This is a genomic window from Aeromonas crassostreae (assembly GCF_054052445.1).
Window position 1 is genome coordinate 47,931 of the sequence record NZ_JBSTYM010000012.1, and the last position, 26,275, is coordinate 74,205.

Sequence of the window (26,275 nt, forward strand, 5' to 3'; positions counted from 1 at the left end):
GCGACTCAGCCCAGTTCGGGTGCCAGGCAGTAGAGGCGCAGGCGGTGGCCATCGGGATCCAGCGCCATGGCGGTGTAACCAAACGCCATCCGGGTGGGCTGCTGGATGATGGTCAGGCCGCGAGCCTGCCACTCGGCCAAGCCCGTATCGACACTGGCTTCATCAGGCAGAGGGAAGGCCAGCTCCATGGCGCCGGCGACCTGGGTCACGGCGGGTTCGACTGTGGCGCTGGACCAGAGCGCCAGCCTGGCCCCCGACTCGAACACGAACATGGCGAAGGTGGCTGACTCCTCTACCGGCGGGCGACCGAACAGCTCGCGATAGAAGAGGGCACTACGGGCTGGGTTGGAGACATAGAGAATGGTGAACGGTGGGACTGACAACATGGTGACGCTCCTTGATTGGGGTAGGGCGCATCTGCGCCGACCCCGTCAGCATGGCGCTACCCGCTGTCAGTTTCTGTCAGCAATGAATCTGGGTTGCGGGATCTGCTGGGTGGTGCGCCACGCTTTCAGCAGGCTCTCCCTGCTTTTGGGATAGCGGCTCTCCTCTTGCTGCATCCGGGTGATGCGATCGACCCGAAAGTGGCGAAAGCCCTGACGCAGCTCGCACCAGGTCACCAGTACCCGCACCTGTTCGAAATAGCCGAGAGCAAATGGCCAGACGGTGCGTTCAGATAGCTCCGCTTTCAGATCGCGATAGCTCAGGGTCACCTTGCGCTGCTGGCGGATGGCGCTGCGCAGGGGAGCCTCATCGACAGGGGGGCTGTCGCTGCGGGAGGTGCCGATCAGCAGGGCATTGGCCTGGAGCTGTTGGCGATGTCCGGCGGGAAGCATGGCCTCAATCTTGGCCAGTGCACTGCTGGCAGATGCACTCAAGGCTTCATCACAGTGCGCGACGACCCAGCGTGAACCCAGCACCAGGGCTTCCAGCTCTTCCTCGCTGAACATCAGCGGGGGCAGCATGAAACCAGGGCGTAGCACATAGCCGATACCGGGCTCACCTTCGATATGGGCGCCTTGAGCCTGCAGGGTGGCGATATCCCGATAGAGGGTACGCAGACTGATGCCAAGCTGGCTGGCCAGCTCTGTGCCGGTGATGGCGTAACGGTGACCGCGCAACAGCTGGAGCAGGGCCAGCAGGCGTTCGGAACGGGACATGGTATGACTCCTCGGGATCTGTGGTTAGGGTGCCATGTTTGGGCGAGCCGGAACAGGGTGAGAAGAGCGGCTCACTTCCTGTTGCCACGAAAAGATCGGCGCCATTCACTCGGCGATGCGCCGAAGCGGGCACGAAAGTGTTGGCGCAGTATGGCGGCAGACCTGAGGCCCACCAGTTCGGTGATGCATTCCATGGTATGGGAGCTGGATTCCAGCAACTCCTGGCTGCGCCTGAGGGAACCTGGGTAACTTGCATGGTGTGCTCCGGTTTCTGATTGGGGGGCAACCAGTATGGCGCGCAGCAGATCGGGGGATGAGTGGCCCGTGGGCCGAATATCACATCAATCGGGCCATCATCGGCTTTGACGGGTGACCAAAAATTTCTTTCTATTTTTTCCCTTGAAAGGAAAAAGTGAGCCCCTATATAGATAACAAGGCCGGAACGCTCGACAGAGGTTTCGACCAGGCGCCCGTCCATCAGGAGGGCAAACAATCCGTTATCGCTCACAAGAGGGTAATACTATGCGTTCTATCGACTTTTCTCCGCTCTATCGTTCTGCCATTGGTTTCGATCGTCTGGCCAATCTCATCGAATCTGCGGCCAGCAATGGCAATGCCGGTTATCCCCCCTACAACATCGAGCAACTGGGTGACAACGACTACCGCATCAGCATGGCGGTGGCGGGCTTTACCCAGGAAGAGCTGGAGCTGAGTTTCCAGGAAAATCTGCTGACGGTGAAGGGCAACAAGCAGGCCGACACCGAGCGTCACTATCTCTATCAGGGCATAGCCGAACGCGGCTTCGAGCGCCGCTTCCAGCTGGCCGACTATGTGCGGGTGAAAGGGGCCGATCTCAAGAATGGCCTGCTGCACATCGAACTGGCCCGTGAAGTGCCCGAGGCGATGAAGCCGCGCAAGATTGCGATCAACGGCTGATAGCCTGAACTCTCAGTGTTTTTATCTGCTTCCCGGGTGCCGATGACGGGCCCGTGGAGAGTCAAACCTGTTGCTTGTTAGAAGGATAGGATCATGCGTAACCTCGATTTTTCTCACCTCTCTTCCAATGCCGTCGGCTTCGAGCGGATGGCCCGTGAGCTGGAAGGCCTGTTCGACCAGAAGGCGGCGGCCTACCCCCCTTACAACATCGAGAAGCGGGACCATGACGGCTACCGCATCACGGTCGCCGTGGCTGGCTTCGAGCGCGAAGAGCTGGAGACCGAAAACGGCACCCTCAAGGTGAAGGGGCGCAAGGCCGCAGCGGCCGGTGAACGCCAGTTCCTCCACCAGGGGATCGCCGAGCGCGACTTTGAGCTTGCCTTCAAACTGAGCCAGCACGTGGAGGTGCAGGGGGCCCGGCTGGAGCATGGTCTGCTGACCATAGAACTGGCTCGGGAGTTGCCGGAGGCGCTCAAGCCCCGCGCCATCCCCATCGGCAAACCCGATCAGCTGGCGCTGCCGAGCTAAGCCGGGAATGTCAGGCCGGGGTGCCTGACACCAGAGACGAGAAAGGCCTGCAATCGCAGGCCTTTCTGTTTTTGTTTCGCCGGATTGGCTTAGCCGGCGCCGTAGAGGGCATTGATCTCGTCCGCCAGTATGGCGATGCCGCGCCGCACCAGGTCTTCGCTCTGGGCGTAGTTGAGGCGGATGCACTCCTGGCTGTGGCGCCACTCGGGATCGTCGATGCCGGGGAAGAAGTAGTGGCCCGGGACGATCAGCAGGTTCTTCTCCTTGAGTCGCTCGTAGAGCACCTGGCAGTGGATCGGCAAGCCTTCGAACCAGAGCCAGAGGAAGAGGGCGCCCTCCGGCTTGTGGATGTGGAAGCGAGGGTCAGGGATCGCTTCTCGCAGCAGCTGCACGGCGAAGTCGGCCTTCTGCTGGTAGAAGGGTTTCACCACCTGCTCGCTCAGGGCGATGATGTCGCCGCTCTCTATCATGGGGATGGTGATGGCCGGCCCCAGGCTGCCCGGTGCCAGGTTGATGATGCCGCTCAGGTTGGTGATGGCCTGGACTATCTTCTCGTCGGCGATGACGATGCCGCAGCGGGTGCCCGGCAGCCCCAGCTTGGAGAGGCTCATGCAGAGGATGGTGTTGGCATTCCAGAACGGCTTGGCCTCGCTGAAGATGATGCCGGGGAAGGGTACGCCATAGGCGTTGTCGATCAGCAGCGGGATCCCCTTGTCGCGGGCGATTTGATCCAGGTGCTCTATCTCTTCATCGGTTAGCACGTTGCCGGTGGGGTTGGTGGGGCGGGAGACGCAGATCACCCCTATGTCGTCACCCACCTCCAGGCTTTCGAAATCCACATGGTATTTGAACTGGCCGTCGGCCAGCTTCTCTATGGTGGGCTTGTAGGCGACGAAGTGATCCTCGGCCAGGGCCGAGTCGGCATAGCCGATGTATTCGGGGGCCAGGGGGAAGAGCACCTTCTTCTTGCGGCCATCGGCGAACTCGCCGGCCAGCAGGTTGAACAGATAGAAGAAGGCGTTCTGGCTGCCGTTGGTCAGGGCGATGTTGCGGGCCGAGATGTCCCAGCCCAGCTCTCTTTTGAGCAGAGCGGCCAGGGCCTTGGTGAACCTGTCCTTGCCTTGCGGGCCATCGTAGTTGGCCATGGCCTTGATCAGTTCCCCGTTGTCGAGCAGCTGCCTGGCCTCGGTCTGAAAGCGCTCCAGCATGGCGGGGATGGGGGCCGGATTGCCGCCGCCCAGCATGATGGCGTCCGGATTGAGCAGCCCCTGATTGAGGTCATCCATGAGTTGGGTAATGCCGGCGTGGCGAGTGAACTTCTCGCCGAACAAGGAAAATTCCATTCGGTAATGCATCCAGAGTCTGTAACGGGGATGTAGCACCTTAGCTCAGTTCAAAAGCGGGTGTCGATGAAAAATATCCCCTGTTCCACGTGGAACGAGCCCCTCATGGATGCCATGGCAAAATTCACCATTTGTTGGCGTAAAGCCGTATCGATGTCGAGTCTCGCTTGGCTATTTTCATCGCGGTTTTACATAAATATGTTTTATATCAGTGTGTTGTGATTATGGCATGACTATTGGAATAGTCAGGGAGTCCATAGGGACCACCACCGGAGAATGCAAGATGAAGAGCCTGATCGCCACCCTGATATTGAGCACCCTGAGTCTGACCGTCATGGCCGATGAGGTCAGCCGACCCGAGCTGGATCTGGCCAGCCTGCACCAGCAGATCCGGGCGCAGCAGTTGCAAGCGTCCCGGGAGCTGGTGCGCGAGGCCATCAGCAACCTCAGGCCGCTGGCCCTGGATACCCTGGTGGTGGAGGCGAGTCCCGCCATGGCGACTCATCCCGAGAGTTGAGATGGCGCAGGGGCGTCTGCCCCGTATGCTGCTTGAAGACGCCGATGAAGGCGCTGTCGCTGGAGAACGCCAGGGCAGCGGCCACCCGGCTGATGGGCTCGCTTTCTGCCAGCAACGCCATGACCCGCAGCGGGCACCACTGCTGACGCCAGGCTTGATAGCCCATGCCGGTCTCCTTCATGAGGATGTGGTCTATGTCTTCACTGGCACCGCGTTCGGCATCGCCATTCCCGATGTGCTCAGCCAGGCCCTGCAGGCCTATCGGGAGGTGGCGGGCAGCGCCGGTGCCCTGTTCGGGCTGGCCTATTACCTGCTGCTCGGCCTGGGGCTGGCTGTGGCGGCCGACTTGCAGGATCACGGGCTGCGGCCTGCTGGCACTCTGGTGCAGTCGGCGCCGTTCCACGTGAAACATCAACTGCCGATAAAGCGATACCCGATGCCGGGCTCCGTTTCGATCAGCGTGGGTTGCTGGGAATGTTGCCGCCCAGCTTCTTTGTGCAACATCAACTGCCGATAAAGCGACAACCGATACCGGGCTCCGTCTCGATCAGGAAGGGTTGCTGGGAATGTTGCCGCCCAGCTTCTTTGTGCAACATCAACTGCCGATAAAGCGATAACCGATACCGGGTTCCGTTTCGATCAGGAAGGGTTGCTGGGGGTTATCTCCCAGCTTCTTGCGCAGGCTGGCGATGACGATGCGCAGGTAGTGGGTATCCTCCTTGTGACTGGGGCCCCAGATCTCGGTGAGCAGCTGGGTCTGCATCACCAGCTTGCCGGGGTGACACACCAGGGCCTGCAACAGAGCGAACTCCTTGCGGGACAGGGAGATATCCTCTCCCGCCAGACTCACCTTGTGGCTGCCAATCTCCAGGGTCAGACCACAGTGGGGGAAGTGGCGGCGATCGCCGCTGCTGACCCCGGCCCGCTGGCGCAAGAGCACCCGGATGCGGGCCATCATCTCCCCGATGCCGAACGGCTTGCTCATGTAGTCGTTGGCTCCCGCGTCCAGCAGGCGTACCTTCTCCTGCTCGGAATCCCGCGCCGACAGGATCAGCACCGGGTGAGGGTGGTGGGCCCGTATGGCCTGCAACACGGCCAGACCATCGCCGTCGGGCAGGCCGAGGTCGAGGATGACCAGGTCGGGATTGAGGTGACGATACTGGCTGAGCCCCTCCTGCACGCTGGCCGCCTCGCTCACCTGATGCCCCTCGGCCACCAGGCTGATGCGCAGGAAGCGCCGGATCGGGATCTCGTCATCAATGACCAATATATGAGCCATCTGGCCTCCTGGGGCTCGGGTCCGAGCCGCTCGTCTCTGTCTCTTCCTCCGGGTCCGGTGCATTGAGGGCCAGCGGCAGGGAGATGCGCATGCAGGTGCCGTTGCCATTGGGGCCGGCGAAGGCCCAGATGCGGCCGCCATGGGCCTCCACCATGGCGCGGGAGATGGCGAGGCCAAGGCCGGTGCCACGGCTGCCGCTATCCCCGACAGGTTGGGTATAGAAGAGGTTGAAGATCTTGTCCCTGTCCGCGGCGGCGATGCCGACCCCTATGTCGATCACATCCATGATGAGGTCCGGTTCGGCCAGCATGACGCGAAATTCGATGGGGGTGCCCGCCGGCGAATAGCGGGAGGCGTTGTCGAGGATATTGACCAGCACCTGTTCGAGCAGGGCGCCGTGGACATAGAGGCGGGGCGGCGCCTGGTCCAGGTGGATCAGCAGGCTGTGCTGGCGCCAGGAGGCATCCAGCCGGCGGCGGGCGCTCTCCACCAGCTCGGTCAGATCCACCCACTCCCGCTTCAGCTGGAAGTCGGGGGAGCCGATCCGGGTCATGTCCAGCAGGTTCTGCACATAGCTGTGCAGGCGCTGGGCCTCCTCCTGCACCGAGTGGAGCAGTTCGTCCCTGTCCTCCCGGCCAATCCGGTCCCCGTATTCGAGCAGTGTGCTGCCCGCACCCATGATGGCGGCCAGCGGCGTCTTCAGATCGTGGGAGACAGACGAGAGCAGGGCGGCCCGCATCCTGTCCGTCTCCGCCTGCCACTGGCTCTGGGCCAGCCGCTCGTTCAGCTCGATGCGGGCCAGGGCGGCGCGGATGTCGGTGAGCAGGGCCTGCAACTGGTGCTCGGCCGAGGCGCTGAGGGGCTGAGCCAGCAGGATGCCGAGGGCCAGCTCGCCGGTGAGGGGGTGATACTGGGCCTGGGCGGCATTGAGGGTGGCGGTGTGGGCCCCGGCGCTCTGCTGGCGGGAGAGGCTCCAGTCGATGGCGGCCTTGTCGGTCTGGCCCGGCGGAGAGGGGGCCGGGCCGGCGCGTCCCTGATAGAGGCTGTCGATGGCGAAGGCGGGCTGGGCCAGGGCCAGGGAGATGGCCTGGGCCCCCTGCCTTAGCACCTCCTCCGGGCTGTTGGCGCTGGCCAGCTCCTGGCTGAGGGAGAGCAGGGCCGTGCCGAGCTGCTGGGTCTCGCGCAGCCCTATCAGCTGCTGGCGCTGACGGGAGGCGAGCCGCCCGGCGGCCATGCCGACGATGAGCAGCACCAGCAGGGTCAAGAGGTCGCTGTGGCTGTGTACCGTCAGGGAGAAGTAGGGCACGGTGAACAGCAGATTGTGGGCGAGAAAGCCGAGGATGGCAGCCAGGATCGCCGGCAGCTGGCTGGTGGAGAGGGCCGTGGCCAGCACCCCGAGCACGAACAGCAGCGGCAGTGAGGCCGCGGGCAGCCAGTGGGAGAGTCCCCAGGCGATGGCGGAGGTGACCGCCATGATGGCGACCGCCAGCAGGCTCTGGCTGAGCTGACCCCGGGGCGATGGGCGCAGCAGGGGGCCTGGCTGCCGGGGGCCTGTGTCCACCAGGCTGATCTCCAGCCCCCGGGCCCGCTGCATCAGGTGCTGCACCAGGGAGCGGCGCCAGGGCGCCTTGTGGGGCTTGCCCAGCAGCAGTTGCGAGGCTTGCTGCTGGGCGGCGGTCTCCAGCAGGGTATCGGCCACCGCCGGGCTGGAGAGGGTCAGCACCTTGGCCCCCAGCTGGGCGGCCAGGGCCAGGGCCTGTTCCAGCTCGGCGGATCGCTGGCCGCGGCTGTCCACATGGACCACCAGCCAGGGCAGCTGGCGGCGCTGGGCGAGGCGGTGGCCGTGGCGGACCAGGGCCGAGCCATGCTGCTCGCCGAGGCAGACCATCAGCTTGCCCCGCAGGGGCTGGGTGCTCTTGCCCGCCGCCTGCCACTGCAGTTGCAGATCCCCCTCCACATGGCTGGCGGCGGTCTGCATCGCCAGCTCACGCAATGCGGTCAGATTGTTGAGGGAGAAGAAGGAGTGCAGGGCGGCCATGGCCTGCTGCGGCACATAGACCTTGCCCTCGCGCAGCCGATCGAGCAGCTCCTTGGGGGGCAGGTCTATCAGCACCAGGCTGTCCGCCTCCAGCAGCACCCGATCGGGCAGGGTCTCCCTGACCCTGACCCCGGTCAGCTGCCACACCAGGTCGTTGAGGCTCTCCAGGTGCTGCACGTTGAGGGTGGTGTAGACGTCGATACCGGCATCGAGCAGCTCCCGCACATCCTGCCAGCGCTTCTCGTGGCGGCTGCCGGGGGCATTGCTGTGGGCCAGCTCGTCCACCACGGCGATGGCGGGCCTGCGGGCGAGCAGGCCATCCAGATCCATCTCGTCGAGCCGCTGCTGGCGATGCAGGTGGGTCTTGCGCGGCAGTATGGCCAGTTTGTCGAGCAGGGCCAGGGTCTCCTGGCGGCCATGGGTCTCCACCACGCCGATCAGGATGTCGGCCCCCTCCCTGGCCTGCTCCCGTACCGCCTGCAACATGGCGTAGGTCTTGCCTACGCCGGGGGCCGCGCCGAGGAAGACCTTCAGCCTGCCCTTGCTGCCTTCTGCCAGGCTGGCCAACAGGGCGTCGGCCCGCTGCTCATCACGCATCCTTTTCCTTATCGAGTGCCAGGTTCAGCTCGAGAATATTGATCACCTGCGGCCCTAGGATACCAGCTTCCACCCGGGACTTGACCAGGGCCGTCAAACGGGCGGGATCCAGCGCCCTGGCCTGGGCGACCCGGCTCACCTGACTCAGCACCGCATCCAGCGGCAGGTGGGGATCCAGCCCGGAGCCGGAGCGGGTCAGCAGGCTGGGGGAGAGTTCCCTGGCTGTCCCGGCCTGCTGCCCGGCAAAGTCGTGACGCTGGGGCGAGCTCACCCCCAGGTTGCTGCCGCCACCGCCGACCGTGGTGAAGTCGCTGGCGGAGGGGCGGGAGTGGAAGTAGTCCGCTCGCTCGAACGACTGGGCCAGCAGGGCGCTGCCCAGGGGCTTGTTGTCCTTGTCGACGAGCTGGCTGCCGTTGGCCTGCCAGGGGAAGAGCAGCTGGGCCAGCCCGGTCACTGCCAGGGGGTAGCCGACGCCGAGCAGCAGGGTCAGGGTCAGCAGGGTTCTAATCGCAATCATGGTATTTCCTTACGGCTGAAGGGGGATGGGATGCAAAGGGGCGCCTGCTCGCTTCGGCGCCGTGCGCGCCCTTGCACCCTTGTCATGGCGTCACACCAGGCCAAAGCCCGTGATGGCGAGGTCGATGATCTTGATGCCGACAAAGGGCACCAGCAGGCCACCGAGCCCGTAGATCAGCAGGTTGCGGCGCAGCAGGCGGGCCGCCGTGCCCTTCACGTCCACCCCGCGCAGGGCCAGGGGCACCAGGGCCACTATGATGAGGGCGTTGAAGATGATGGCCGACAGTATGGCGCTCTCTGGACTGGCGAGGCCCATCAGGTTGAGGGCATCGAGCTGGGGATAGGCCGCGACGAACAGGGCCGGCAGTATGGCGAAATACTTGGCCAGATCGTTGGCGATGGAGAAGGTGGTCAGGGCGCCCCGGGTCACCAGCAGCTGCTTGCCCACCAACACCACGTCCAGCAGCTTGGTGGGGTTGGAGTCCAGATCCACCAGGTTGCCCGCCTCCTTGGCGGCCTGGGTGCCTTCGTTCATGGCCAGCCCCACGTCGGCCTGGGCCAGGGCCGGGGCGTCGTTGGCGCCGTCACCGCACATGGCGACCAGGCGACCGTCCGCCTGCTCCTGGCGGATGTAGGCCAGCTTCTTCTCCGGGGTCGCCTCGGCGATGAAGTCGTCCACCCCGGCCTCGGCGGCGATGGCGGCGGCGGTCAGCGGGTTGTCCCCGGTGATCATCACGGTGCGGATCCCCATGTGGCGCAGCACCTGGAAACGGGCCTTGATGCCGGGCTTGATGATGTCCTTGAGGTAGACGGCGCCCAGCAGCCGATCCTGGGTGCAGATCAGCAGCGGGGTGCCGCCCTGGCGGGCAATCCTGTCCACCGCCTGACGAATGGGTTCGGGCAGCCCCTTGCCGTCGAGGGCGAGATAGGCGAGCACCGCATCCACCGCCCCCTTGCGATATTGATGACCGTTGCGGTTCAGGCCGCTCAGCCGGGTCTCGGCGCTGAAGGGGATCAGCTCATCGCTCTCCAGCTGGCTCGGCTGGATCAGACTCTTGCCGACCAGGGTCAGGATGGACTTGCCCTCTGGGGTATTGTCGCCCAGCGACGCCAGCATGGCGGCCTGGGCCAGCAGGGTCGGATCGACCCCGGGGGCCGGGATCAGCTCGTCCGCCATGCGGTTGCCGAAGGTGATGGTGCCCGTCTTGTCCAGCAGCAGGGTGCGCACGTCGCCGGCGGCCTCCACCGCGCGGCCCGACTTGGCGATCACGTTGAGCTTGACCAGCCGGTCCATGCCGGCGATGCCGATGGCGGAGAGCAGGCCGCCTATGGTGGTCGGGATCAGGGTGATGAACAGCGCAATCAGATAGAGCCTGGGCACCTGGCTGCCGTTGTAGGTGAGGAACCAGGGCAGGGTGGCCACCACCAGCAGGAAGATCAGGGTCAGTCCCACCAGCAGGGCGTCCAGCGCCATCTCGTTGGGGGTCTTCTGGCGTTTGGCTCCTTCCACCAGCGCGATCATTCTGTCGAGGGTGCTCTCCCCGGGATTGTTGGTCACACGGACCCAGATCTCGTCGGAGACCACAGTGGTGTTGCCGGTCACGCCGCTGCGGTCCGTGCCGGACTCGCGGATGACGGGGGCGGACTCCCCGGTGATGGCGGCCTCGTTGACCGAGGCGATGCCGGCGATCACCTCGCCGTCAGCCGGGATCATCTCGCCGCTGCGCACCAGCACCAGGTCCCCCTTGCGCAGGCTGGTGGCGGGCACCCATTCCCCCTGATCGTCTCTGCTATCGGCAACCCGGCGCGCCTTGAGCTGGCTCATGCCCGCCTTCAGGCTGTCGGCTCTGGCCTTGCCACGGCCTTCGGCCAGGGTCTCGGCGAAGTTGGCAAACCAGAGAGTCAGCCAGAGCCAGGCGGTCAGCTGCCAGGCCAGACCGGGGGCGACCCCGGACAGGGGTTGGCCCAGAAAGGACTCTATTGTGGCCATCACGGCGGCCAGCCAGAGGGTGAACAGTATGGGGCTGCCGATCAACGCCCTGGGATTGAAGCGGTAGAGGGCTTCCACCATGGCCTGCGCTGTCTGCGAGGCTGGTCTTTTACCCTTCACCTTGTCGGTGTGGGTTGTCATCGAGACGGACTTGCTCATTGAAAAGCTCCCGGTATCAAAAGGTTGGCCGTTGGCATCTGCAAGGTATTGGAGAGGGCGTTCATCAGAAGCCCCCCTGAGCCAGGCTCAGCTGCTCGGCGAGGGGGCCCAGTGCCAGCGCGGGCAGGAAGGAGAGACCCCCCATCAGCAGGACTGTGATGATCAGCAACGTGATGAAGAGCGGGCCGCGGATCGGAAACTCGCTCTCTCCGGCATCCAGGCGAGGCGCGCGGGCGAGCTGACCGGCGATGGCGAGCACAGGAATGATGTAGCCGAAGCGGCCCAGCAGCATGGCCAGGGCGATGGCGATGCACTGCCAGTTGTCACCGGCGCCGAAGCCGGCGAAGGCGGAACCGTTGTTGCCCGCCGCCGAGGCATAGGCATAGATCAGCCGGGACAGGCCGTGGGGCCCCTCGTGGCCGATCACGGCTTGCGCGCCGGGCAACAGCAGGGTGAGGCCGCCGATCACCAATACCCCGACCGGCATGACCAGCATGCTGGCAACCACCCACTTCATCTCGGTGATGCCGAGGCGCTTGCCGAGATAGGTCGGGGTGCGCCCCACCATCAGGCCGCACAGGAATACGGTCAGCAGCACGAACAGCATCATGCCGTAGATGCCGGCGCCGACGCCGCCGAACACCACCTCGCCCAGCAGCATGTTGACCATGGCCACCATGCCCCCCAGCGGGGTGAAGCTGTCGTGCATGGCGTTGACCGAGCCATTGGAGGCGGCCGTGGTCGCCACCGCCCAGATGCCGGACAGCACGGGGCCGAAGCGGCTCTCCTTGCCCTCCCAGTTGCCAGCCTGATCACTGAGCTGGGCCAGGTTCGGGTCCGCCTTCAGCTCCTGGCTGATGGTGACGGCGAGCCCCAGCACCAGCAGCAGTGTCATGGCCGCCAGGATGGCGCGGCCGTGGCCCGCATCCTTCACGTAACGGCCCAGGGTGCAGACCAGGGCGGCGGGCAGCAGCAGCAGGGCCACCATCTCCAGCCAGTTGCTGAAGGCGGTCGGGTTTTCGAACGGATGGGCCGAGTTGACGCCGAAGAAGCCACCGCCGTTGGAGCCGAGCTGCTTGATGGCGATCTGCGACGCGGCAGGGCCCAGCGGCAGCAGCTGATCCTGGCCTTCCAGGCCCTGGAACGGCAGGTAGGCGGCGAGGCTCTGAGGCACCCCTTGCCACACCAGCAGCAGGGCCATTACCAGCGCCATGGGCAGCAGCACATAGAGGCAGAAACGCACCAGGTCGCGCCAGAAGTTGCCGATGTGATGGGTCTGCTGGCGGGAGAGGCCGCGAAACAGGGCGATGGCCACGGTCGCCCCCGTCCCGGCGGAGACGAAGTTCTGGGTGGTGAGTCCCACCATCTGGCTGAAGTAGGAGAGGCTGGCCTCGCCGGAATAGGCCTGCCAGTTGGTGTTGGTCATGAAGCTGACGGCGGTGTTGAAGGCCAGTTGCCAGTTCAGCCCGGGCAGTTGCTGCGGGTTGAGGGGCAACAGTCCCTGCGCCATCAGGATCAGGAACAGCAGTCCCAGTCCGGCGCCGTTGAAGGCCAGCAGGCTGAGGGCATAGCTCTTCCAGTCCTGCTCCCGACCATCGGTGCCGCAACAGGCCAGGGTGGCGCGCTCGACCGGCGCGAGCCAGCGGGTCTGCCCCTCAAACACCCGGTACAGGTAGTTGCCAAGCAGGGGCGCCGGCAGCAGTACCAGCAGCACAAAGGCTGCCGGATAGAGGATTTCTTGCCACATGTCCGTCTCCTCACTCATGGGTGCGCGTGAGTGCGCGCAGCAGATAGCCCATCAGGGCGAGGACCAGCAGCAGATATAGCCAATTCATAACGACTCCGTTGAGGTAATTAGCGTCAGGGATCGATGCATGTCCGTGTCGATCCCGAAGGTGTCATTGACACTGAAAGGGTATGTAAGACCGGCGTAAAGGCGCCATAAAGCGCCCGGGGACAGGCGTAAAATCGGCGTAAAAAACGCCGGTTTTGCGAGGGCTTGGGGGAGGGGGGAGCAAAAAACCCGGCCTGGGCCGGGTTGGAAGGGTCAGCCTGCTGTCGAGGCTGGCCTGATGGAGTGGGAAGAGGAACGCAGTTGTTGAAGTTGGCCTGATAGTGACAGGCCAGCTTCAACCATGCTTATCGCATTGTCACGATGGTCGGGTGGGGAGCGGGAACGCAGTTGTCGGGTTGATCCCGATTTTCCTGTTCCCCCAGCCTCAACGCATGGTAACGAACTCTTCCGCGCTGGTGGGGTGGATGGCGACGCAGTTGTCAAAATCCGCCTTGGTGGCCCCCATCTTCATGGCGACGCCGAAGCCTTGCAGGATCTCGTCCATGGCAAAGCCGATGCCGTGCAGGCCGACCACTTTTTCTTCCGGGCCGACGCAGACCAGCTTCATCCGGGTGGGCTGGCGATGCTGGGTCAGGGCCGAGTACATGGCGGTGAACTGGCTGCGGTACACCTTCACCTGACACTCGCCATACTCGGCGATGGCCTCCGGCTCGGTCAGGCCTATGGTGCCGATGGGGGGGTGGCTGAACACCACGGTCGGCACCAGATCGTAATCGAGGTGCGCGTCCGGCTGGTTGTTGAACAGCCGCTCCGAGAGGCGACGACCGGCGGCGACGGCCACCGGGGTGAGCTGGATACGGCCGGTGTTGTCACCCACGGCATAGAGGTTGGCGATGGTGGTGTTCTGGAACTTGTCGGTCGGGATAAAGCCCTTCTCGTCCAGGGTGATGCCGGTGGCAGCCAGGTTGAGGCCGTCGGTGGCGGGGGCGCGGCCGATGGCCCAGATCAGGCAGTCCACCGTGAGGTGGCGGCCATCTTCCAGTTGCAGGGTCAGGCTGTCATCGGCGTTCTTGATGACGGCCTTGGGGATGGCGTGGTTGTGCAGCCTGGGCCCTTCGGCGGCCATGATCTCCACCAGTGTCTCCTGGATCATGGGGTCGAAGCTGCGCAGGGGCGCGTGCTTGCGCACCACCAGGTGGGTTTCCGAACCGAGGGCCTGCATCACACCGGCTATCTCGACCGCGATATAGCCGGCGCCGACCACGGCGACCCGTTTGGGCTGGCTCTCCAGCGCGAAGAAGCCGTCGGAGTCGATGCCGTATTCGGCCCCCGGGATGGCAGGCACCTCGGGGTGGCCGCCGGTGGCGATCAGTATGTGATCGGCACTGTAGCGCTCGCCATTCACCTCGACGGTGTGGCTGTCGACAAAGCGGGCGAAGCCCCTGATGACGGTGATGCCGTTCTTGCCCAGCACGTTCTCGTAGGAGTGGTGGATGCGGCCTATATAGGCCTGGCGGGACTCCACCAGCTTGGCCCAGTTGAAGTGGTTGAGGGTGGTATCGAAGCCGTAGTCGGGTCCGTATTTGAGGGCATCGGCGATCTGGCCGGCATACCACATGGCCTTCTTGGGGACACAGCCGACGTTGACGCAGGTACCCCCCAGATCTTTGGCTTCAATCAGGGCTACTTTTTTGCCGTGCATGGCGGCGCGGTTGGCGGAGGCGATGCCGCCACTGCCGCCGCCGATGGCGATATAGTCGAAATGCTGTGCCATTGGGTTGGCTCTCCACGGGTTGAGGGTGCAATACCCGATGATGGGGACAAAAGGGCCGTCTCACAAGAGCCGGTGTCCGGCAGCGGGGTCATGGGCGCGCCCTGAACCGTGCGGGGAGGGGCCGATTCACCCCTCCTGCATGGGCACGCGGATGTGGAACTGGGCGCCATGGCCGGGTTCGCTGCTGCAGTGGATGCGTCCGCGCAGCAGCTGCACCACCAGGTTGTAGATGATGTGGGTGCCGAGCCCGCTGCCGCCGTGGCCCCGCTTGGAGGTGACGAAGGGATCGAAGATGCGCGGCAGTATGTGGGGGGGAATGCCTCGGCCATTGTCGGCATAGTCGATGACCAGATCCTCCCCCTGGCGTTCGACCCGGATGCTGATCTTCTTGGGTCTGTCCCACTCGTCGAAGCCGTGATGGATGGAGTTGAGGATCAGGTTGGAATAGATCTGGGTGAAGCTGCCCGGGAAGGAGAAGATACTGAGCTTGGGATCGCACTGGATATCCAGCTCGCACTGGGCCTTCTTGAGCTTGTGACCGAGGGAGACCACCACCTGATGCAGGTTCTCGGCAACGTTGAAGCTGTAGCGGGCCTCGGAGGATTGATCGACCGCCACCTGCTTGAAGCTGGCGATGAGCTCGGATGCGCGGCGCAGGTTGCCCTGCAGCAGCTGCATGGACTCGTCGAGATTGACCGTGAATTCATTGAGATAGGAGCGGGAGAGCTGTTTGGCCTCCAGGTGCTGCTTGAAGTCGGCGACCTGCTCTTGCAGATAGGAGGAGGCGGTGACGCTGATGCCGATGGGGGTGTTGATCTCGTGGGCCACACCGGCGACCAGGGAACCGAGCGACGCCATCTTCTCCGACTCCACCAGAGTCTGCTGAGCCTGCTTCAGGTCGTGATAGGCCTTGCCCAGCTGATCGTTGGCCTCGCTCAGGCTGCGGGTGCGCTCCTGCACCTTGCCTTCGAGCTGTTCGTTGAATTCGGTGATCTCCCGCTCGATCCGCTTGAGGCGGGTGATGTCATAGCCAAAGCCAATCAGATACTTGAGGTCCTCCCCCTCGTAGAAGGGGGCGAAGGTCCACTGCAGGGTGAGCTCGCCGCCGTCCTGATCGAACATGGTCAGCTCTTCATCCTCGATCTTCTCCTGGCGCGCGATCCTGGCCTGAATGGGGTCGCGCTGCGCCTCCTCCACGAACAGGGTCAGCCAGTTGAGCCCCTGGATCTCCAGTTGGTGATAGCCGGTGAGCAGGACGGCGGCCGGGTTGACACTGGCGATGGTGAGGTCGGGCTCCAGGCAGCAGATGATCATGTTGGCCGAGTTGATCAGGGTGGCGGAGAAGTCGCGCTCCTGTTGCAGCTGCACCGCGGACTGATGGCGGGCCATGAGTTCATCTTGCAGCCGGCTGCGCATCTCGTTGAGGGTGGCGACCAGGGTATCGAGCTCATCGGGTTTCCTGCGGGGCAGCGGGCGCCCCTCCAGGGTGAGGGGCACATCCAGCCGCTCCAGATTGAACTGCTCCGCGTAGTGGGCGATGCGGTGCAGGTGGCGCACCACCAGATAGTAAATGATGCAGAGTATGCAAAAGGACACCACCAGGGTCTTGATGGTCTGGCTGATCAGGATGAGGACGGACTTCTCTATCAGGCGTTGATACACCTGCTCCAGCGACGCGGCCACGAACAGCTTGCCGACCGTCTCTCCCTGATAGCTCAGCATGAATTCGCGAGAGATGTCGTACCTGTCCCGCTCAATCCCCTGGGTCAGCAGCGGCACCTCGGCGCTACCCAGCAGCTCCTTGACCATGACGAACTGCATGTTGGGCAGATTCATGATGCCCTCAATCTGCACCTTGACCTGCTCCTCATCCAGGTTCCACAGGCTGGCGGAGATGGGTTGCAGGAAGGAGGCTTCGATCTGGCCGATGCTGTCCTCGATGAGGGCCACATCCTTGCGATAGTCCCAGACCAGCTGCAATGCCGTGATGATGAGGGCCAGGGCCGTGCTGCAGATGAGAATGTAGGAGAGCAGGCGATAGGAGAGGCCGTTGAAGCCGATGGCCTTTGCGGTCCTGATGAAGAGTCCTGACATGGCGTCCTTGCGGTCTGGATAGGAAGGGCATCAGTTTAACCGCTTCACTCAGCGCTGTCGTGGGGGTTTGCCGCAAGCTGTGGCTGAGTCGAGGGTGTTGCAGGCAAAGGCTTGATTAATGCGCCCGGAGCCTACATCTTAGGTGGTCCAAGCAAAATGATAAGGCTTCTGGACAGCAGGGGCTGAGAAATGAGGTACGACAGGATGAATAACCCTTTGCTGACAATGGACTCCTTGCCGCTTTTCAGCCGCATTCAGCCTGAACATGTCCAGCCTGCCGTGGTGCAGGCGATCGCCGACAGCAAACAGAAGATCCAGGATGTGCTGGCCCAGAGCGGCCCCCACACCTGGGACAGCCTGATCGCCCCGCTGGAAGAGGTCAACGACAGGTTGGCCCGCATCTGGTCACCGGTCAGCCATCTCAACGCCGTGCAAAACAGCGAGGCGCTGCGCGCCGCCCATGACGCCTGCCTGCCGCTGCTGTCGGAATTCCAGACCTATGTCGGCCAGCATGAGGGCTTGTATGAAGCCTACTCTGAGCTGGCCCAGAGCGATGACTTCCCCCGCCTCGGTGGTGCCCAGCGCAAGGAGATAGAGAACACCCTGCGGGATTTCCGCCTGTCCGGCATCGGCCTGCCTGCGGAGCAGAAGCAGCGGTATGGCGAGATCCAGGCCCGCCTCTCCGAGCTGGCGTCCCGCTTCAGCAACAATGTGCTGGATGCGACCATGAGCTGGAGCAAGCTGGTGACCGACGAGGCCGAGCTGGCCGGTCTGCCCGCGAGTGCGAAGGCGGCCGCCCGTCAGCTGGCCGAACAGAAGGGCAAGGAGGGGTGGCTGTTCACCCTGGACATTCCCTCCTACCTGCCGGTGATGATGTATGCCGATAACCGGGCGCTGCGTGAGGAGCTCTACGGTGCCTACTGCACCCGTGCCTCGGATCAGGGCCCCAACGCCGGCAAGTGGGACAACTCCGCCATCATGACGGAGCTGCTCACCCTGCGCCGCGAGCTGGCCCGGCTGCTGGGCTTTGCCAACTACGCCGAGCTCTCCCTGGCCACCAAGATGGCGGAGAAACCGCAGCAGGTGGTGGGCTTCCTCACCGACCTGGCCGAGCGCTCCCTGCCCCAGGGCAAGGCCGAGCTGGCGGAGATCCGCGCCTTCGCCGCCGAGCATTACGACCAGCGCGATCTGGCCGCCTGGGATCTCCCTTACTACGCCGAGAAGCTCAAGCAGCACAAGTTCTCCATCTCCGACGAGCAGCTGCGTCCCTACTTCCCGGCGGGCAAGGTGGTCAACGGTCTGTTCGAGGTGGTGCGTCGGGTGTTCGGCATGAAGGTGCGCGAGCGGTACGGCATCGAGACCTGGCACCCGGACGTGCGCTTCTTCGATATCTTCGATGGTGAAGACGAGCTGCGCGGCAGCTTCTATCTCGACCTCTATGCCCGCGAGCACAAGCAGGGCGGGGCCTGGATGGATGTCTGCCTCGGTCGTCGCTACCGCCAGGATGGCTCCTTGCAAAACCCGGTGGCCTATCTGACCTGCAACTTCAACGGCCCCGTGGATGGCAAGCCCGCCCTGTTCACCCACAACGAGGTGGTGACCCTGTTCCACGAGTTCGGCCACGGCATTCACCACATGCTGACCCAGATCGACGTCGCCGGCGTGGCCGGCATCAACGGCGTGGCCTGGGATGCGGTGGAGCTGCCGAGCCAGTTCCTGGAGAACTGGTGCTGGGAGTCCGAGGCGCTGGCCTTCATCTCCAGTCACCATGAGACGGGAGAGCCGCTGCCTGCGGATCTGCTGGAGAAGATGCTGACCGCCCGCAACTTCCAGGCGGCGATGCAGATGCTGCGTCAGCTGGAGTTCGCCCTGTTCGACTTCCGCCTGCACCAGGAGTTCGATCCGGCCAACCCCGGGCAGATCCCGGCCCTGCTGGCGGAGGTGCGAAGCCAGGTGGCCGTGTTGACACCGCCTGCGTTCAACCGCTTCCAGCACAGCTTTACCCACATCTTCGCCGGTGGCTACGGGGCGGGTTACTACAGCTACAAGTGGGCCGAGGTGCTCTCCGCCGATGCCTTCTCCCGCTTCGAGGAGGAGGGGATCTTCAACCAGGCCACCGGCCAATCCTTCCTGAAGCACATTCTGGAGAAGGGCGGCTCGAAAGAACCCATGGAGCTGTTTCGTGCCTTCCGGGGCCGGGAACCCCAGGTGGACGCCCTGTTGCGCCACAGCGGGATCGCGGCCTGATGCGGTCGGCACCCCGGGTGCGAGAGGGTCAAGTAGGTACACTTTTGCGCCATAGCGGGATCTCTGCCTGATTTTTGCGAGAAAAAGGGACCAATGGTCCCTTTTTTCACGTAATTTGAAGACCTTGCCTCGAGCTCATTTGCACTGTTCGGCTCGCTTGAGTAGAGTCGCAGTCCATACCCACAGGAGAGAATGCATCTTGCCATGAGGCGAGCAGTCACATCTGTCTATCGGATCATGTCAAACCTGTCCCACGCCAGTGGGCTGGGGTACTTTGACAGCTTCGTCACTGAGCTCGCGGCGGCGGTGCAGGCCGATGTGGTGCTGGTGGCAGGGCGAGATCCGAGCGGTGCCTCGTTCGAGCTGCACTCCGCCTTTCCGGCGACCCTGGGCATCCAGGGCTCCCGGGTCCCCATCGCCGCCACTCCGGGGGAGATAGTGCTGCAGCAGGGTGAGGCCTGGTTCTGCGATCGCCTGCCCCAGCTGTTTCCCCAGGCTCCCCTGTTCATCGCCCATCGGGTACGCGGCTATGCCGGCATCGCCCTGCGGGATGCCCAGGGCCAGACCATCGGCATCTGCAGCCTCTGGTTTCGCCAGGGGATGGACAGCATGGACAGGGTGATGAGCGTGCTGCGCCTGCTGGCGCCGCTGGCGGGCCGCGAGCTGGCGCTGAGCCAGAGCCGGACTGCCGCCCCCGCCACGCTGCCCCTGCCCGCCATGGACAGCATGCTGGCCCACGCCCCGGTCGGCATCGGCAAGCTGGATCTGCAGGGGCGCCTGCTGTGGGCCAACCCGGCCATCGAGAAGATGCTGGGTTACCGCGAGGAGGAGCTGCTGCACAGAACGGCCGCCGAGTTGCATCATCCCAAGGATTGGCTGCGCAGCCTGGCCTGCTATGGCGAGCTGGTGCGCGGCGAACGCAGCGTCGTGACCCTGGAGAAGCGCTATCGTCACAAGCTGGGCCATGAGCTGTGGGGCAGGGTGACGGTGACCCTGGTGCGCAACGAGCGCCACGAGCCCGATCACCTGATGCTGCTGCTGGAGAACATAGACGATGCCCGGCGCCACGCCGAGCAGCTCAAGCTCTCCCACCGGGTCTATGACAACCTGTCCGAAGCCATCCTGGTGTGCGACGCCGACAGCCGCATCATCTCGGTCAACCCGGCCTTCGAGCGCATCACAGGTTACAGCAGCGAGGAGGCGTGCGGCCTGACCCCCAGCATCCTCAAGTCCGGCCTGCACGACAAGGCCTTCTATGCCGACATGTACCATACCCTCTCCCGGGTCGGCATCTGGCGTGGCGAGGTGTGGAACAAGCGCAAGAACGGCAAGCTCTACCCCCAGCAGCTGATGATCAGTGCCCTGCGTGAAGGGGGAAAAATCACCCAGTACATCGCCATCTCCAGCGATATCTCCCAGACCAAGCTCGCCGAGCAGAAGATCGCGACCCAGGCGAACTATGACAACCTCACCGGCCTGCCAAATCGCTGGCTGTTTGGCCGCAGCCTGACCCGCTTCTGCGAGCGGGGCGAGCGCTTCGCCCTCATGGTGCTCGACCTCAACAACTTCAAGGCGGTCAACAACAGCATGGATCACCATGTCGGCGATGCCCTGCTGCGGGAGGTGTCGGATCGATTGGTGAGCCGGGTGCGTACCGAGGATCTGGTGGCCCGCATCGGCGGCGACGAGTTCGCCTTCCTGGTGCCTGGCATCGTCAGCCGTCGTCAGGCGGAGGTATTTGCCAAGCAGGTGCAGGGCAGCTTCGCCCGTCCCTTCATGCTGGCCAATCAGCAGCTCTACATCACGGCCACGGTCGGCGTCACCCTCTGTCCCGCCGATGGCAGCGAGAGCGATGAACTGCTGCGCAATGCCGAGCAGGCGCTGTTTGCCGCCAAGCGGCTCGGCCGTCCCCTCGAGAGCTACTGCGCCTCCATGCGTGAAGAGGTGCGTCAGCGCCATCAGATGCAGCAGGATCTGGCGGAGGCGATCAAGCAGGAGCAGCTGACCATGGCCTATCAGCCCATCTGGGACAACCGCAGCGGCCGGGTCGCCAAGCTGGAGGCCCTGGTGCGCTGGTATCACCCCCACTGGGGTCAGGTCTCCCCGGCCGATTTCATTCCCCTGGCGGAGGAGGCGGGCCTGATCCAGAGCCTGGGGGCCCTGGTGCTGTGGCAGTCGTGCCGGGATCTCGCCCGCTTGCAACAAAACGGCTTCCCCGAGCTGCAGATGTCCATCAACCGCTCCACCCTGGAATTCCAGACCATAGATCCCCAGGCCTCGGAGTGGCTGAGGGTGATAGAGCACTTCGGTCTGGAGCCGAGCGACATCATCATAGAGATCACCGAATCCCTGCTGATGGAGAGCAGCGACCAGCACAGGATCCGCATCGAATCCCTGCGTCAGGTGGGCTGCAAGCTGGCCATCGACGACTTCGGCACCGGCTATTCGGCGCTCACCTACCTGCGCACCTTCCCGGTGGATCTGGTGAAGATAGATCGCAGCTTCGTGCGCCATATCCCCTTCAACGAGCAGGACAGGCTGCTGCTGGACGGCATCATCAACATAGTGCACAACCTCGGCATGCAGGTGGTGATCGAGGGGGTGGAGACCCGGGAGCAGCTCAGCTTCCTCTGCCAGAAGGGGTGCGCCTTCACCCAGGGTTACCTGCTCAGCCGGCCGCTGGCCTTCGAGGATCTGGTGGCCTATCTGGAGGTCAACCGGGCAGGCATGAGCCTGCCCATCGTGAGCTGATCCCCGGCTTCTGTTATCATGGCCGCCCTGTTCGTTGCCGTGAGTCCATCCATGTTTCCTATTCAGGTGTCCTGTGAAGCCCCCGCTCGTGATGGCGAGCTCGACGTCCTGCGCCAGCGCCTCGCCGACGTGGCGTTTCCCGCCCCCTTTGCCCTGGTGCTGACAGAGACCAGGCTGGAGCTGCGCAAGCTGGATGAGGCCAAGCTGGGGGCCGTCTATGTCGATTTCGTGGAAGGGGCCGTGGCCCACAGACGCAAGTTTGGCGGGGGCCGGGGTCAGTCCATCGCCAAGGCGGTCGGCCTCAAGGCCGGGGCCAATCCGACCGTGGTGGATGCCACCGCCGGGCTGGGTCGCGACGCCTTCGTGCTCGCCTCCCTGGGTTGCCGGGTGACCCTGATCGAGCGCAGTCCCGTGGTGGCGGCCCTGCTGGCGGATGGCCTGACCCGGGCGGCCCAGGATCCCGACATAGGTCCCTGGGTGAGGGAGCGGATGCGGCTGATCCAGGGGCCCGCTACCGAGCAGCTGCTGGCCCTGGCCGAGCGGCCCGAGGTGGTGTACCTGGATCCCATGTTCCCCCACAAGCAGAAGTCGGCCCTGGTGAAGAAGGAGATGCGGGTGTTCCAGTCCCTGGTGGGGCCGGATCTCGACGCGGATAGCCTGTTGCCGGCGGCCCTGGAGATGGCGCAACGGCGGGTGGTGGTGAAGCGGCCTGCCTACGCGGGCTGGCTCAACGAGCACAAACCCAGCATGGCCATCGAGACCAAGAACAACCGCTTCGACGTCTATGTGATGGCGGCCCTGGCGGGGTGCTGAGCACGGCGGGCGCCGACGGCATGCAAAAAAGGAGGGCCAACATGATGTTGGCCCTCCTTTTTTTCGTGCGGCTCAGGGCGCGGCGGGGAAGTGTATCTGCCTTGCTTCCCCCTGCCAGACGAGGTCCAGGGTCGCCAGATCGGCGAGGCTGAGGCGCTCGCCGCTCGCCAGCAGCAGATACTCGACCCCCTCTCTGGCTTCGATGGTGCGGATCCTGTCATCCCACTGGTGCCCATCCCGGCGGGTGAGGGTGACCGTCAGTTGCCAGCGGGCGGCGATCTCGAGCCAGTCGTAGAGGTCACAGTTGATGGGTTGGTAATCCGTCATGGTCTGTTGGCTCGAGGGGGTTCAGGCTTCCAGCAGCCTAGTGGGCCAGCCCATCTTTTGCTGGCGCTCCACCTCAAGGCGCAGCTCGCTGGCCCGCAGGTAGTGCTCCTCCATCCATCCCCTGGGCAGGGTGAGGGTGAGGGCATCCTCGTCCGCCTGCAGGGTGAAGCTGGGCACTGTGCCCTGGGTGCGGCGCATGCAGAGGATCAGGGAGATGCGCAGTATGCGGGCCAGGCGGATCGCCTGGCGGGCGGTGACGGCGCCCTGCTTCTCCAGGGTCTCCAGCTTGAATTCATCCCGCTGGTTGAACAGCAGGGCCGACAGCAGCTTCTTCTGCGCCGGGGTAAAGCCCGGCATGTCGATGTTGTCGATGATGTAGGCGGCGTGCTGCGGCGCCTTCTTGTACTCGATGCACAGCCCTATCTCGTGCAGCAGGGCGGCATAGCGCAGTATGGGGCGACCGTAACGCTTGGAGAGGCGCCAGGCCGGTTGCAGCTGATTGAACGCCTCTATGGCGGTGTCACGCACCCGCTCGGCATGTTCCTTGTCGAGCTGGTAGCGGCTGATCAGGCTGTCGGCGGTTCTGTCCCGGGCATCGCAGTCGTGATTGTTGCCGAGCAGGCCGTAGATGAGCCCTTCCCGCAGCGCCCCGCCCGCCAGGGTCATGCTCTCGACCCCCAGGGTCTCGAAGATGGCGATCAGGATGGCGAGGCCGGAGGGGAACACGGTGAGCCGCTCGGCCGCCAGTCCCTCCAGCTGCAGTCGATCCAGCCTGCCGCAGGCGATGGCCTGACCCATCAGCTCCTGCAACTTGGGCAGGGTGACTCGCTCGCTCTTCCCTTGCGCCAGCATGATCTCCTGCAGCGCCTGCACCGTGCCGGAGGCGCCGACACAGGTACGCCAGCCGAGGGCGCGATAATCCTCCGTCACCTTCTCCAGCACCGCCTTGGCGGCGGCAATGGCCTGCTGGAAACGGGCCTCGGAGAGCTCGCCGTCACCGAAGTGGTTGTTGAGCCAGGTGACGCAGCCCATGTGCAGGCTGTTGAGCAGTTTCGCTTCGCTGTGTTCGCCGATAACCAGCTCTGTGCTGGCGCCGCCGATGTCGATCACCAGGCGATTGCCTTCCCCGGCGGAGGTCCAGGAGACCCCCTCGTAGATGGTCTTGGCCTCTTCCTCGCCCGAGATGATTTCGATGTTGTGATTGAGGACCCGTTCGGCCTCGCTCAGGAACTCATCGACGTTGGTGGCCAGACGCAGGGTGGCGGTGCCCACCACCCGGATGTTGTCGGCGGGGATGTCCTGCAACTGTTCGGCGAACAGCCGCAGGCAGTCCCAGCCCCGGGCCATGGCGGTCTGGCTCAGGCGAAATTCCGAATCCAGACCGGCGGCGAGGCGAACCTTGCGTTTGACCTTGGTGACGGTACGCAGAGCGCCGGCGACCTCGCGCACCACCAGCATGTGAAAGCTGTTGGAGCCGAGGTCGATGGCGGCGTAGAGCGGCGAGTTGTGCATTTAGTTCTTGCGGGGCGGACGACGGCGGTTGTTGCTGTTGCCACCACCCTGGCGATCCCGCATGTTGCGGTTCACCGGCTGACGGTTGCGATGGATGCGCTTGGGCGCCGTCACGTCATCGAGCAGGGCGTCTCTGTCGTACTTGCTGACCGGGATGGCGTGGTGGATGTACTCCTCGATGGCCGGCAGGTTGAAGGCATAGTCTTCACAGGCCAGGCTGATGGAGTGACCGCTCTTGCCGGCGCGGCCGGTACGACCGATGCGGTGCACATAGTCTTCGGCATCGTCGGGCAGGTCGTAGTTGAAGACGTGGGTCACGTCCGGGATATGCAGACCACGGGCGGCCACGTCGGTGGCGACCAGGATGTCGAGCTTGCCCTTGGTGAAGTCGTCCAGGATCTTCATCCGCTTCTTCTGGGGCACGTCACCGGTCAGCAGACCGGCGCGGTGGCCGTCATTTTCCAGCCAGGCCTGCACGTCTTCGCAGACATGCTTGGTGTTGGCGAAGACGATGGCTTTCTCCGGCCACTCCTCTTCCATCAGGGAGAGCAGCAGCAGCATCTTGTCTTCGTTGGAGGGATAGAACAGCTCCTCCTTGATGCGCACGCCCGTCATCTGCTCCGGCTCCACCTGCACATGTTCCGGGTGGTTCATATGCTCGTAGGCCAGCTCCTGCACCCGCAGGGAGAGGGTGGCGGAGAACAGCATGTTCAGTCGCTCGGTGGCTTCCGGCATGCGGCGGAACAGGAAACGTATGTCCTTGATGAAGCCGAGATCGAACATGCGATCCGCTTCGTCCAGCACCACCACCTGGATGTTGCCCAGATCGATGACGTTGGACTTGAAATAGTCGATGATGCGGCCCGTGGTGCCGATCAGGATGTCGACACCCTGTTCCAGCACGGCCAGCTGCTTGTCATACCCTTCGCCACCGTAGGCGAGGCCGAGCTTGAGCCCGGTCGAGGCTGACATGGTGTCGGCGTCGTTGTAGATCTGGACCGCCAGTTCCCGGGTCGGTGCCATGATGATGGCGCGGGGCTGGTTGACCAGGCGTGGCTTGGTCAGGGGGTGGGTCAGCAGATAGTTGAATGTCGCGGCCAGGAAGGCAATGGTCTTGCCGGTACCCGTCTGGGCCTGACCGGCGAGGTCATGGCCTTCAACCAGCAGGGGCAGAGACAGTGCCTGGATGGGCGTACAATAGTGAAATCCCTTTGCTTCCAGACCAGCCAGAACTTCGGGTTCGAGGCCCATTTGGGCGAATTTATCGGTCGTTAAGTGTGTTTTGCTCATGGCGGTAGGTTATCAGGTTAGGCTTGCAATAATAAACAGGATCATTTCAAATAGGGCAACTATTGCCTTTGTTGACGTCTCAATTAAGGGCTTATTGACTGACTGGAGTTGGAGATGAGTGACAAGATTGTTCAGCTGAGCGATGCCAGCTTCGAGGCAGATGTAATCAAAGCAAACGGCCCCGTTCTGGTCGATTTTTGGGCAGAGTGGTGCGGTCCCTGCAAGATGATTGCCCCGATACTGGATGAAATCTCTCAAGAATATGAAGGTCGCGTGACCGTGGCCAAACTGAACATCGACCACAATGCCGAGACCGCCCCCAAGTACGGCATCCGTGGTATTCCGACCCTGCTGCTGTTCAAGAACGGCGAAGTGGCAGCCACCAAGGTCGGCGCCCTGTCCAAGACTCAGCTCAAAGAGTTTCTGGACGGCAACCTGTAATTATCAAGTAAGGAGCGCATTGCAATAATGCGCTCCTTGTGTTTTATCACCTAGACGCTCACCCCGATTGGTGCTAATTTATCGCTCGTTTGCTAACCTTTTTGCCTGACGCTTTGCTCCACAACAGCCTGGCAAATTCAATTCTACTCGGCATCAATCCAGCAGACT

At 63.7% G+C, this 26,275-nt stretch carries 19 protein-coding genes and 3 pseudogenes; 7 read left to right on the top strand and 15 right to left on the bottom strand.

The window, feature by feature from the left end; translation table 11 throughout:
• Positions 1 to 5: 5 nt before the first annotated feature.
• The 3 genes and pseudogenes from ACW5W4_RS11205 to ACW5W4_RS11215 form a co-directional block, all read right to left on the bottom strand.
• The gene (locus tag ACW5W4_RS11205; protein WP_456689455.1) at positions 6 to 383 is read right to left on the bottom strand and encodes a VOC family protein; all 378 of its coding nucleotides are present in this window, start codon (positions 381 to 383) and stop codon (positions 6 to 8) included.
• A 69-nt stretch (positions 384 to 452) separates the two neighbouring features.
• Positions 453 to 1,160, bottom strand: coding sequence for a helix-turn-helix transcriptional regulator (locus ACW5W4_RS11210; RefSeq protein ID WP_456689412.1), 708 nt, complete (start codon positions 1,158 to 1,160; stop codon positions 453 to 455).
• A gap of 71 nt (positions 1,161 to 1,231) precedes the next feature.
• Positions 1,232 to 1,396, bottom strand: a pseudogene (locus tag ACW5W4_RS11215) (GlxA family transcriptional regulator); the annotation flags it as partial.
• 286 nt (positions 1,397 to 1,682) lie between these two features.
• Here ACW5W4_RS11215 and ACW5W4_RS11220 point away from each other — a divergent pair.
• Positions 1,683 to 2,096 carry an Hsp20 family protein gene (locus ACW5W4_RS11220; protein ID WP_408795817.1) on the top strand — a complete coding sequence of 138 codons (414 nt, stop codon included), beginning with the start codon at positions 1,683 to 1,685 and terminating at the stop codon, positions 2,094 to 2,096.
• Positions 2,097 to 2,189: 93 nt separating this feature from the next.
• Positions 2,190 to 2,624 (top strand): Hsp20 family protein, encoded by a 435-nt coding sequence (locus ACW5W4_RS11225; protein ID WP_456689413.1) that lies wholly within the window; start codon positions 2,190 to 2,192, stop codon positions 2,622 to 2,624.
• Between the two features lie 89 nt (positions 2,625 to 2,713).
• On the opposite strand, the gene ACW5W4_RS11230 is transcribed toward ACW5W4_RS11225, so the two are convergent.
• A complete protein-coding gene (locus ACW5W4_RS11230; protein WP_456689414.1) occupies positions 2,714 to 3,967 on the bottom strand; it encodes a valine--pyruvate transaminase in 1,254 nt (417 codons plus the stop codon).
• Between the two features lie 283 nt (positions 3,968 to 4,250).
• On the opposite strand from ACW5W4_RS11230, the gene ACW5W4_RS11235 reads away from it, so the two are divergent.
• On the top strand, positions 4,251 to 4,484 hold the full coding sequence (locus ACW5W4_RS11235; RefSeq protein WP_456689415.1) for a hypothetical protein: 234 nt from the start codon (positions 4,251 to 4,253) through the stop codon (positions 4,482 to 4,484).
• On the opposite strand, the pseudogene ACW5W4_RS11240 reads toward ACW5W4_RS11235, so the two are convergent.
• The 8 genes and pseudogenes from ACW5W4_RS11240 to ACW5W4_RS11275 all read right to left on the bottom strand — a co-directional run.
• Positions 4,414 to 4,752: pseudogene (locus tag ACW5W4_RS11240) on the bottom strand (helix-turn-helix domain-containing protein); the annotation flags it as partial. The gene ACW5W4_RS11235 and the pseudogene ACW5W4_RS11240 overlap by 71 nt on opposite strands.
• Before the next feature lie 327 nt (positions 4,753 to 5,079).
• Positions 5,080 to 5,763: a response regulator gene (locus tag ACW5W4_RS11245; protein WP_427262888.1), complete on the bottom strand. Its 684-nt coding sequence runs from the start codon at positions 5,761 to 5,763 to the stop codon at positions 5,080 to 5,082.
• Between the two features lie 55 nt (positions 5,764 to 5,818).
• Positions 5,819 to 8,398, bottom strand: a pseudogene (locus tag ACW5W4_RS11250) (DUF4118 domain-containing protein); the annotation flags it as partial.
• Positions 8,391 to 8,915 carry a potassium-transporting ATPase subunit C gene (locus ACW5W4_RS11255; protein WP_456689416.1) on the bottom strand — a complete coding sequence of 175 codons (525 nt, stop codon included), beginning with the start codon at positions 8,913 to 8,915 and terminating at the stop codon, positions 8,391 to 8,393. The pseudogene ACW5W4_RS11250 and the gene ACW5W4_RS11255, both read right to left, overlap by 8 nt.
• A gap of 90 nt (positions 8,916 to 9,005) precedes the next feature.
• Positions 9,006 to 11,063, bottom strand: coding sequence for a potassium-transporting ATPase subunit KdpB (kdpB, locus tag ACW5W4_RS11260; RefSeq protein ID WP_456689417.1), 2,058 nt, complete (start codon positions 11,061 to 11,063; stop codon positions 9,006 to 9,008).
• Between the two features lie 64 nt (positions 11,064 to 11,127).
• On the bottom strand, positions 11,128 to 12,810 hold the full coding sequence (kdpA, locus tag ACW5W4_RS11265; protein ID WP_427262885.1) for a potassium-transporting ATPase subunit KdpA: 1,683 nt from the start codon (positions 12,808 to 12,810) through the stop codon (positions 11,128 to 11,130).
• A 472-nt stretch (positions 12,811 to 13,282) separates the two neighbouring features.
• Positions 13,283 to 14,632 carry a glutathione-disulfide reductase gene (gorA, locus tag ACW5W4_RS11270; protein WP_456689418.1) on the bottom strand — a complete coding sequence of 450 codons (1,350 nt, stop codon included), beginning with the start codon at positions 14,630 to 14,632 and terminating at the stop codon, positions 13,283 to 13,285.
• Positions 14,633 to 14,758: 126 nt separating this feature from the next.
• Positions 14,759 to 16,726, bottom strand: a complete 1,968-nt coding sequence (locus ACW5W4_RS11275; RefSeq protein WP_456689419.1) for an ATP-binding protein — start codon at positions 16,724 to 16,726, stop codon at positions 14,759 to 14,761.
• Between the two features lie 204 nt (positions 16,727 to 16,930).
• On the opposite strand from ACW5W4_RS11275, the gene prlC reads away from it, so the two are divergent.
• From prlC to ACW5W4_RS11290, 3 genes are all read left to right on the top strand, one after another.
• Positions 16,931 to 18,973 (top strand): oligopeptidase A, encoded by a 2,043-nt coding sequence (gene prlC / locus ACW5W4_RS11280; protein ID WP_456689420.1) that lies wholly within the window; start codon positions 16,931 to 16,933, stop codon positions 18,971 to 18,973.
• Between the two features lie 204 nt (positions 18,974 to 19,177).
• On the top strand, positions 19,178 to 21,724 hold the full coding sequence (locus ACW5W4_RS11285; RefSeq protein WP_456689456.1) for a putative bifunctional diguanylate cyclase/phosphodiesterase: 2,547 nt from the start codon (positions 19,178 to 19,180) through the stop codon (positions 21,722 to 21,724).
• A gap of 51 nt (positions 21,725 to 21,775) precedes the next feature.
• Positions 21,776 to 22,537 carry a class I SAM-dependent methyltransferase gene (locus tag ACW5W4_RS11290; RefSeq protein ID WP_456689421.1) on the top strand — a complete coding sequence of 254 codons (762 nt, stop codon included), beginning with the start codon at positions 21,776 to 21,778 and terminating at the stop codon, positions 22,535 to 22,537.
• Positions 22,538 to 22,609: 72 nt separating this feature from the next.
• Here ACW5W4_RS11290 and ACW5W4_RS11295 read toward each other — a convergent pair whose 3' ends face one another.
• The 3 genes from ACW5W4_RS11295 to rhlB are packed head-to-tail and all read right to left on the bottom strand — an operon-like array spanning position 22,610 to position 25,666.
• Positions 22,610 to 22,864: a Rho-binding antiterminator gene (locus tag ACW5W4_RS11295; protein WP_456689422.1), complete on the bottom strand. Its 255-nt coding sequence runs from the start codon at positions 22,862 to 22,864 to the stop codon at positions 22,610 to 22,612.
• 21 nt (positions 22,865 to 22,885) lie between these two features.
• Complete coding sequence (gene gppA / locus ACW5W4_RS11300) at positions 22,886 to 24,376, bottom strand: guanosine-5'-triphosphate,3'-diphosphate diphosphatase (protein WP_456689423.1); 1,491 nt, start codon at positions 24,374 to 24,376, stop codon at positions 22,886 to 22,888.
• Complete coding sequence (gene rhlB / locus ACW5W4_RS11305) at positions 24,377 to 25,666, bottom strand: ATP-dependent RNA helicase RhlB (protein WP_408795848.1); 1,290 nt, start codon at positions 25,664 to 25,666, stop codon at positions 24,377 to 24,379.
• 114 nt (positions 25,667 to 25,780) lie between these two features.
• Between rhlB and trxA the strand changes: the two genes are divergently transcribed.
• A complete protein-coding gene (trxA, locus tag ACW5W4_RS11310; RefSeq protein ID WP_456689424.1) occupies positions 25,781 to 26,107 on the top strand; it encodes a thioredoxin TrxA in 327 nt (108 codons plus the stop codon).
• The last annotated feature ends 168 nt before the right edge of the window (positions 26,108 to 26,275 follow it).

Coding starts and splice junctions, on each gene's coding strand:
- ACW5W4_RS11275 (WP_456689419.1), bottom strand. CDS start 16,726: ATGTCAGGACTCTTCATCAGGACCGCAAAGGCCATCGGCTTCAACGGC.
- ACW5W4_RS11225 (WP_456689413.1), top strand. CDS start 2,190: ATGCGTAACCTCGATTTTTCTCACCTCTCTTCCAATGCCGTCGGCTTC.
- ACW5W4_RS11285 (WP_456689456.1), top strand. CDS start 19,178: ATGAGGCGAGCAGTCACATCTGTCTATCGGATCATGTCAAACCTGTCC.
- prlC (WP_456689420.1), top strand. CDS start 16,931: ATGAATAACCCTTTGCTGACAATGGACTCCTTGCCGCTTTTCAGCCGC.
- ACW5W4_RS11255 (WP_456689416.1), bottom strand. CDS start 8,915: ATGATTGCGATTAGAACCCTGCTGACCCTGACCCTGCTGCTCGGCGTC.
- ACW5W4_RS11295 (WP_456689422.1), bottom strand. CDS start 22,864: ATGACGGATTACCAACCCATCAACTGTGACCTCTACGACTGGCTCGAG.
- gppA (WP_456689423.1), bottom strand. CDS start 24,376: ATGCACAACTCGCCGCTCTACGCCGCCATCGACCTCGGCTCCAACAGC.
- ACW5W4_RS11210 (WP_456689412.1), bottom strand. CDS start 1,160: ATGTCCCGTTCCGAACGCCTGCTGGCCCTGCTCCAGCTGTTGCGCGGT.
- gorA (WP_456689418.1), bottom strand. CDS start 14,632: ATGGCACAGCATTTCGACTATATCGCCATCGGCGGCGGCAGTGGCGGC.
- rhlB (WP_408795848.1), bottom strand. CDS start 25,666: ATGAGCAAAACACACTTAACGACCGATAAATTCGCCCAAATGGGCCTC.
- ACW5W4_RS11235 (WP_456689415.1), top strand. CDS start 4,251: ATGAAGAGCCTGATCGCCACCCTGATATTGAGCACCCTGAGTCTGACC.
- kdpA (WP_427262885.1), bottom strand. CDS start 12,810: ATGTGGCAAGAAATCCTCTATCCGGCAGCCTTTGTGCTGCTGGTACTG.
- ACW5W4_RS11245 (WP_427262888.1), bottom strand. CDS start 5,763: ATGGCTCATATATTGGTCATTGATGACGAGATCCCGATCCGGCGCTTC.
- kdpB (WP_456689417.1), bottom strand. CDS start 11,063: ATGAGCAAGTCCGTCTCGATGACAACCCACACCGACAAGGTGAAGGGT.
- ACW5W4_RS11220 (WP_408795817.1), top strand. CDS start 1,683: ATGCGTTCTATCGACTTTTCTCCGCTCTATCGTTCTGCCATTGGTTTC.
- ACW5W4_RS11290 (WP_456689421.1), top strand. CDS start 21,776: ATGTTTCCTATTCAGGTGTCCTGTGAAGCCCCCGCTCGTGATGGCGAG.
- trxA (WP_456689424.1), top strand. CDS start 25,781: ATGAGTGACAAGATTGTTCAGCTGAGCGATGCCAGCTTCGAGGCAGAT.
- ACW5W4_RS11230 (WP_456689414.1), bottom strand. CDS start 3,967: ATGGAATTTTCCTTGTTCGGCGAGAAGTTCACTCGCCACGCCGGCATT.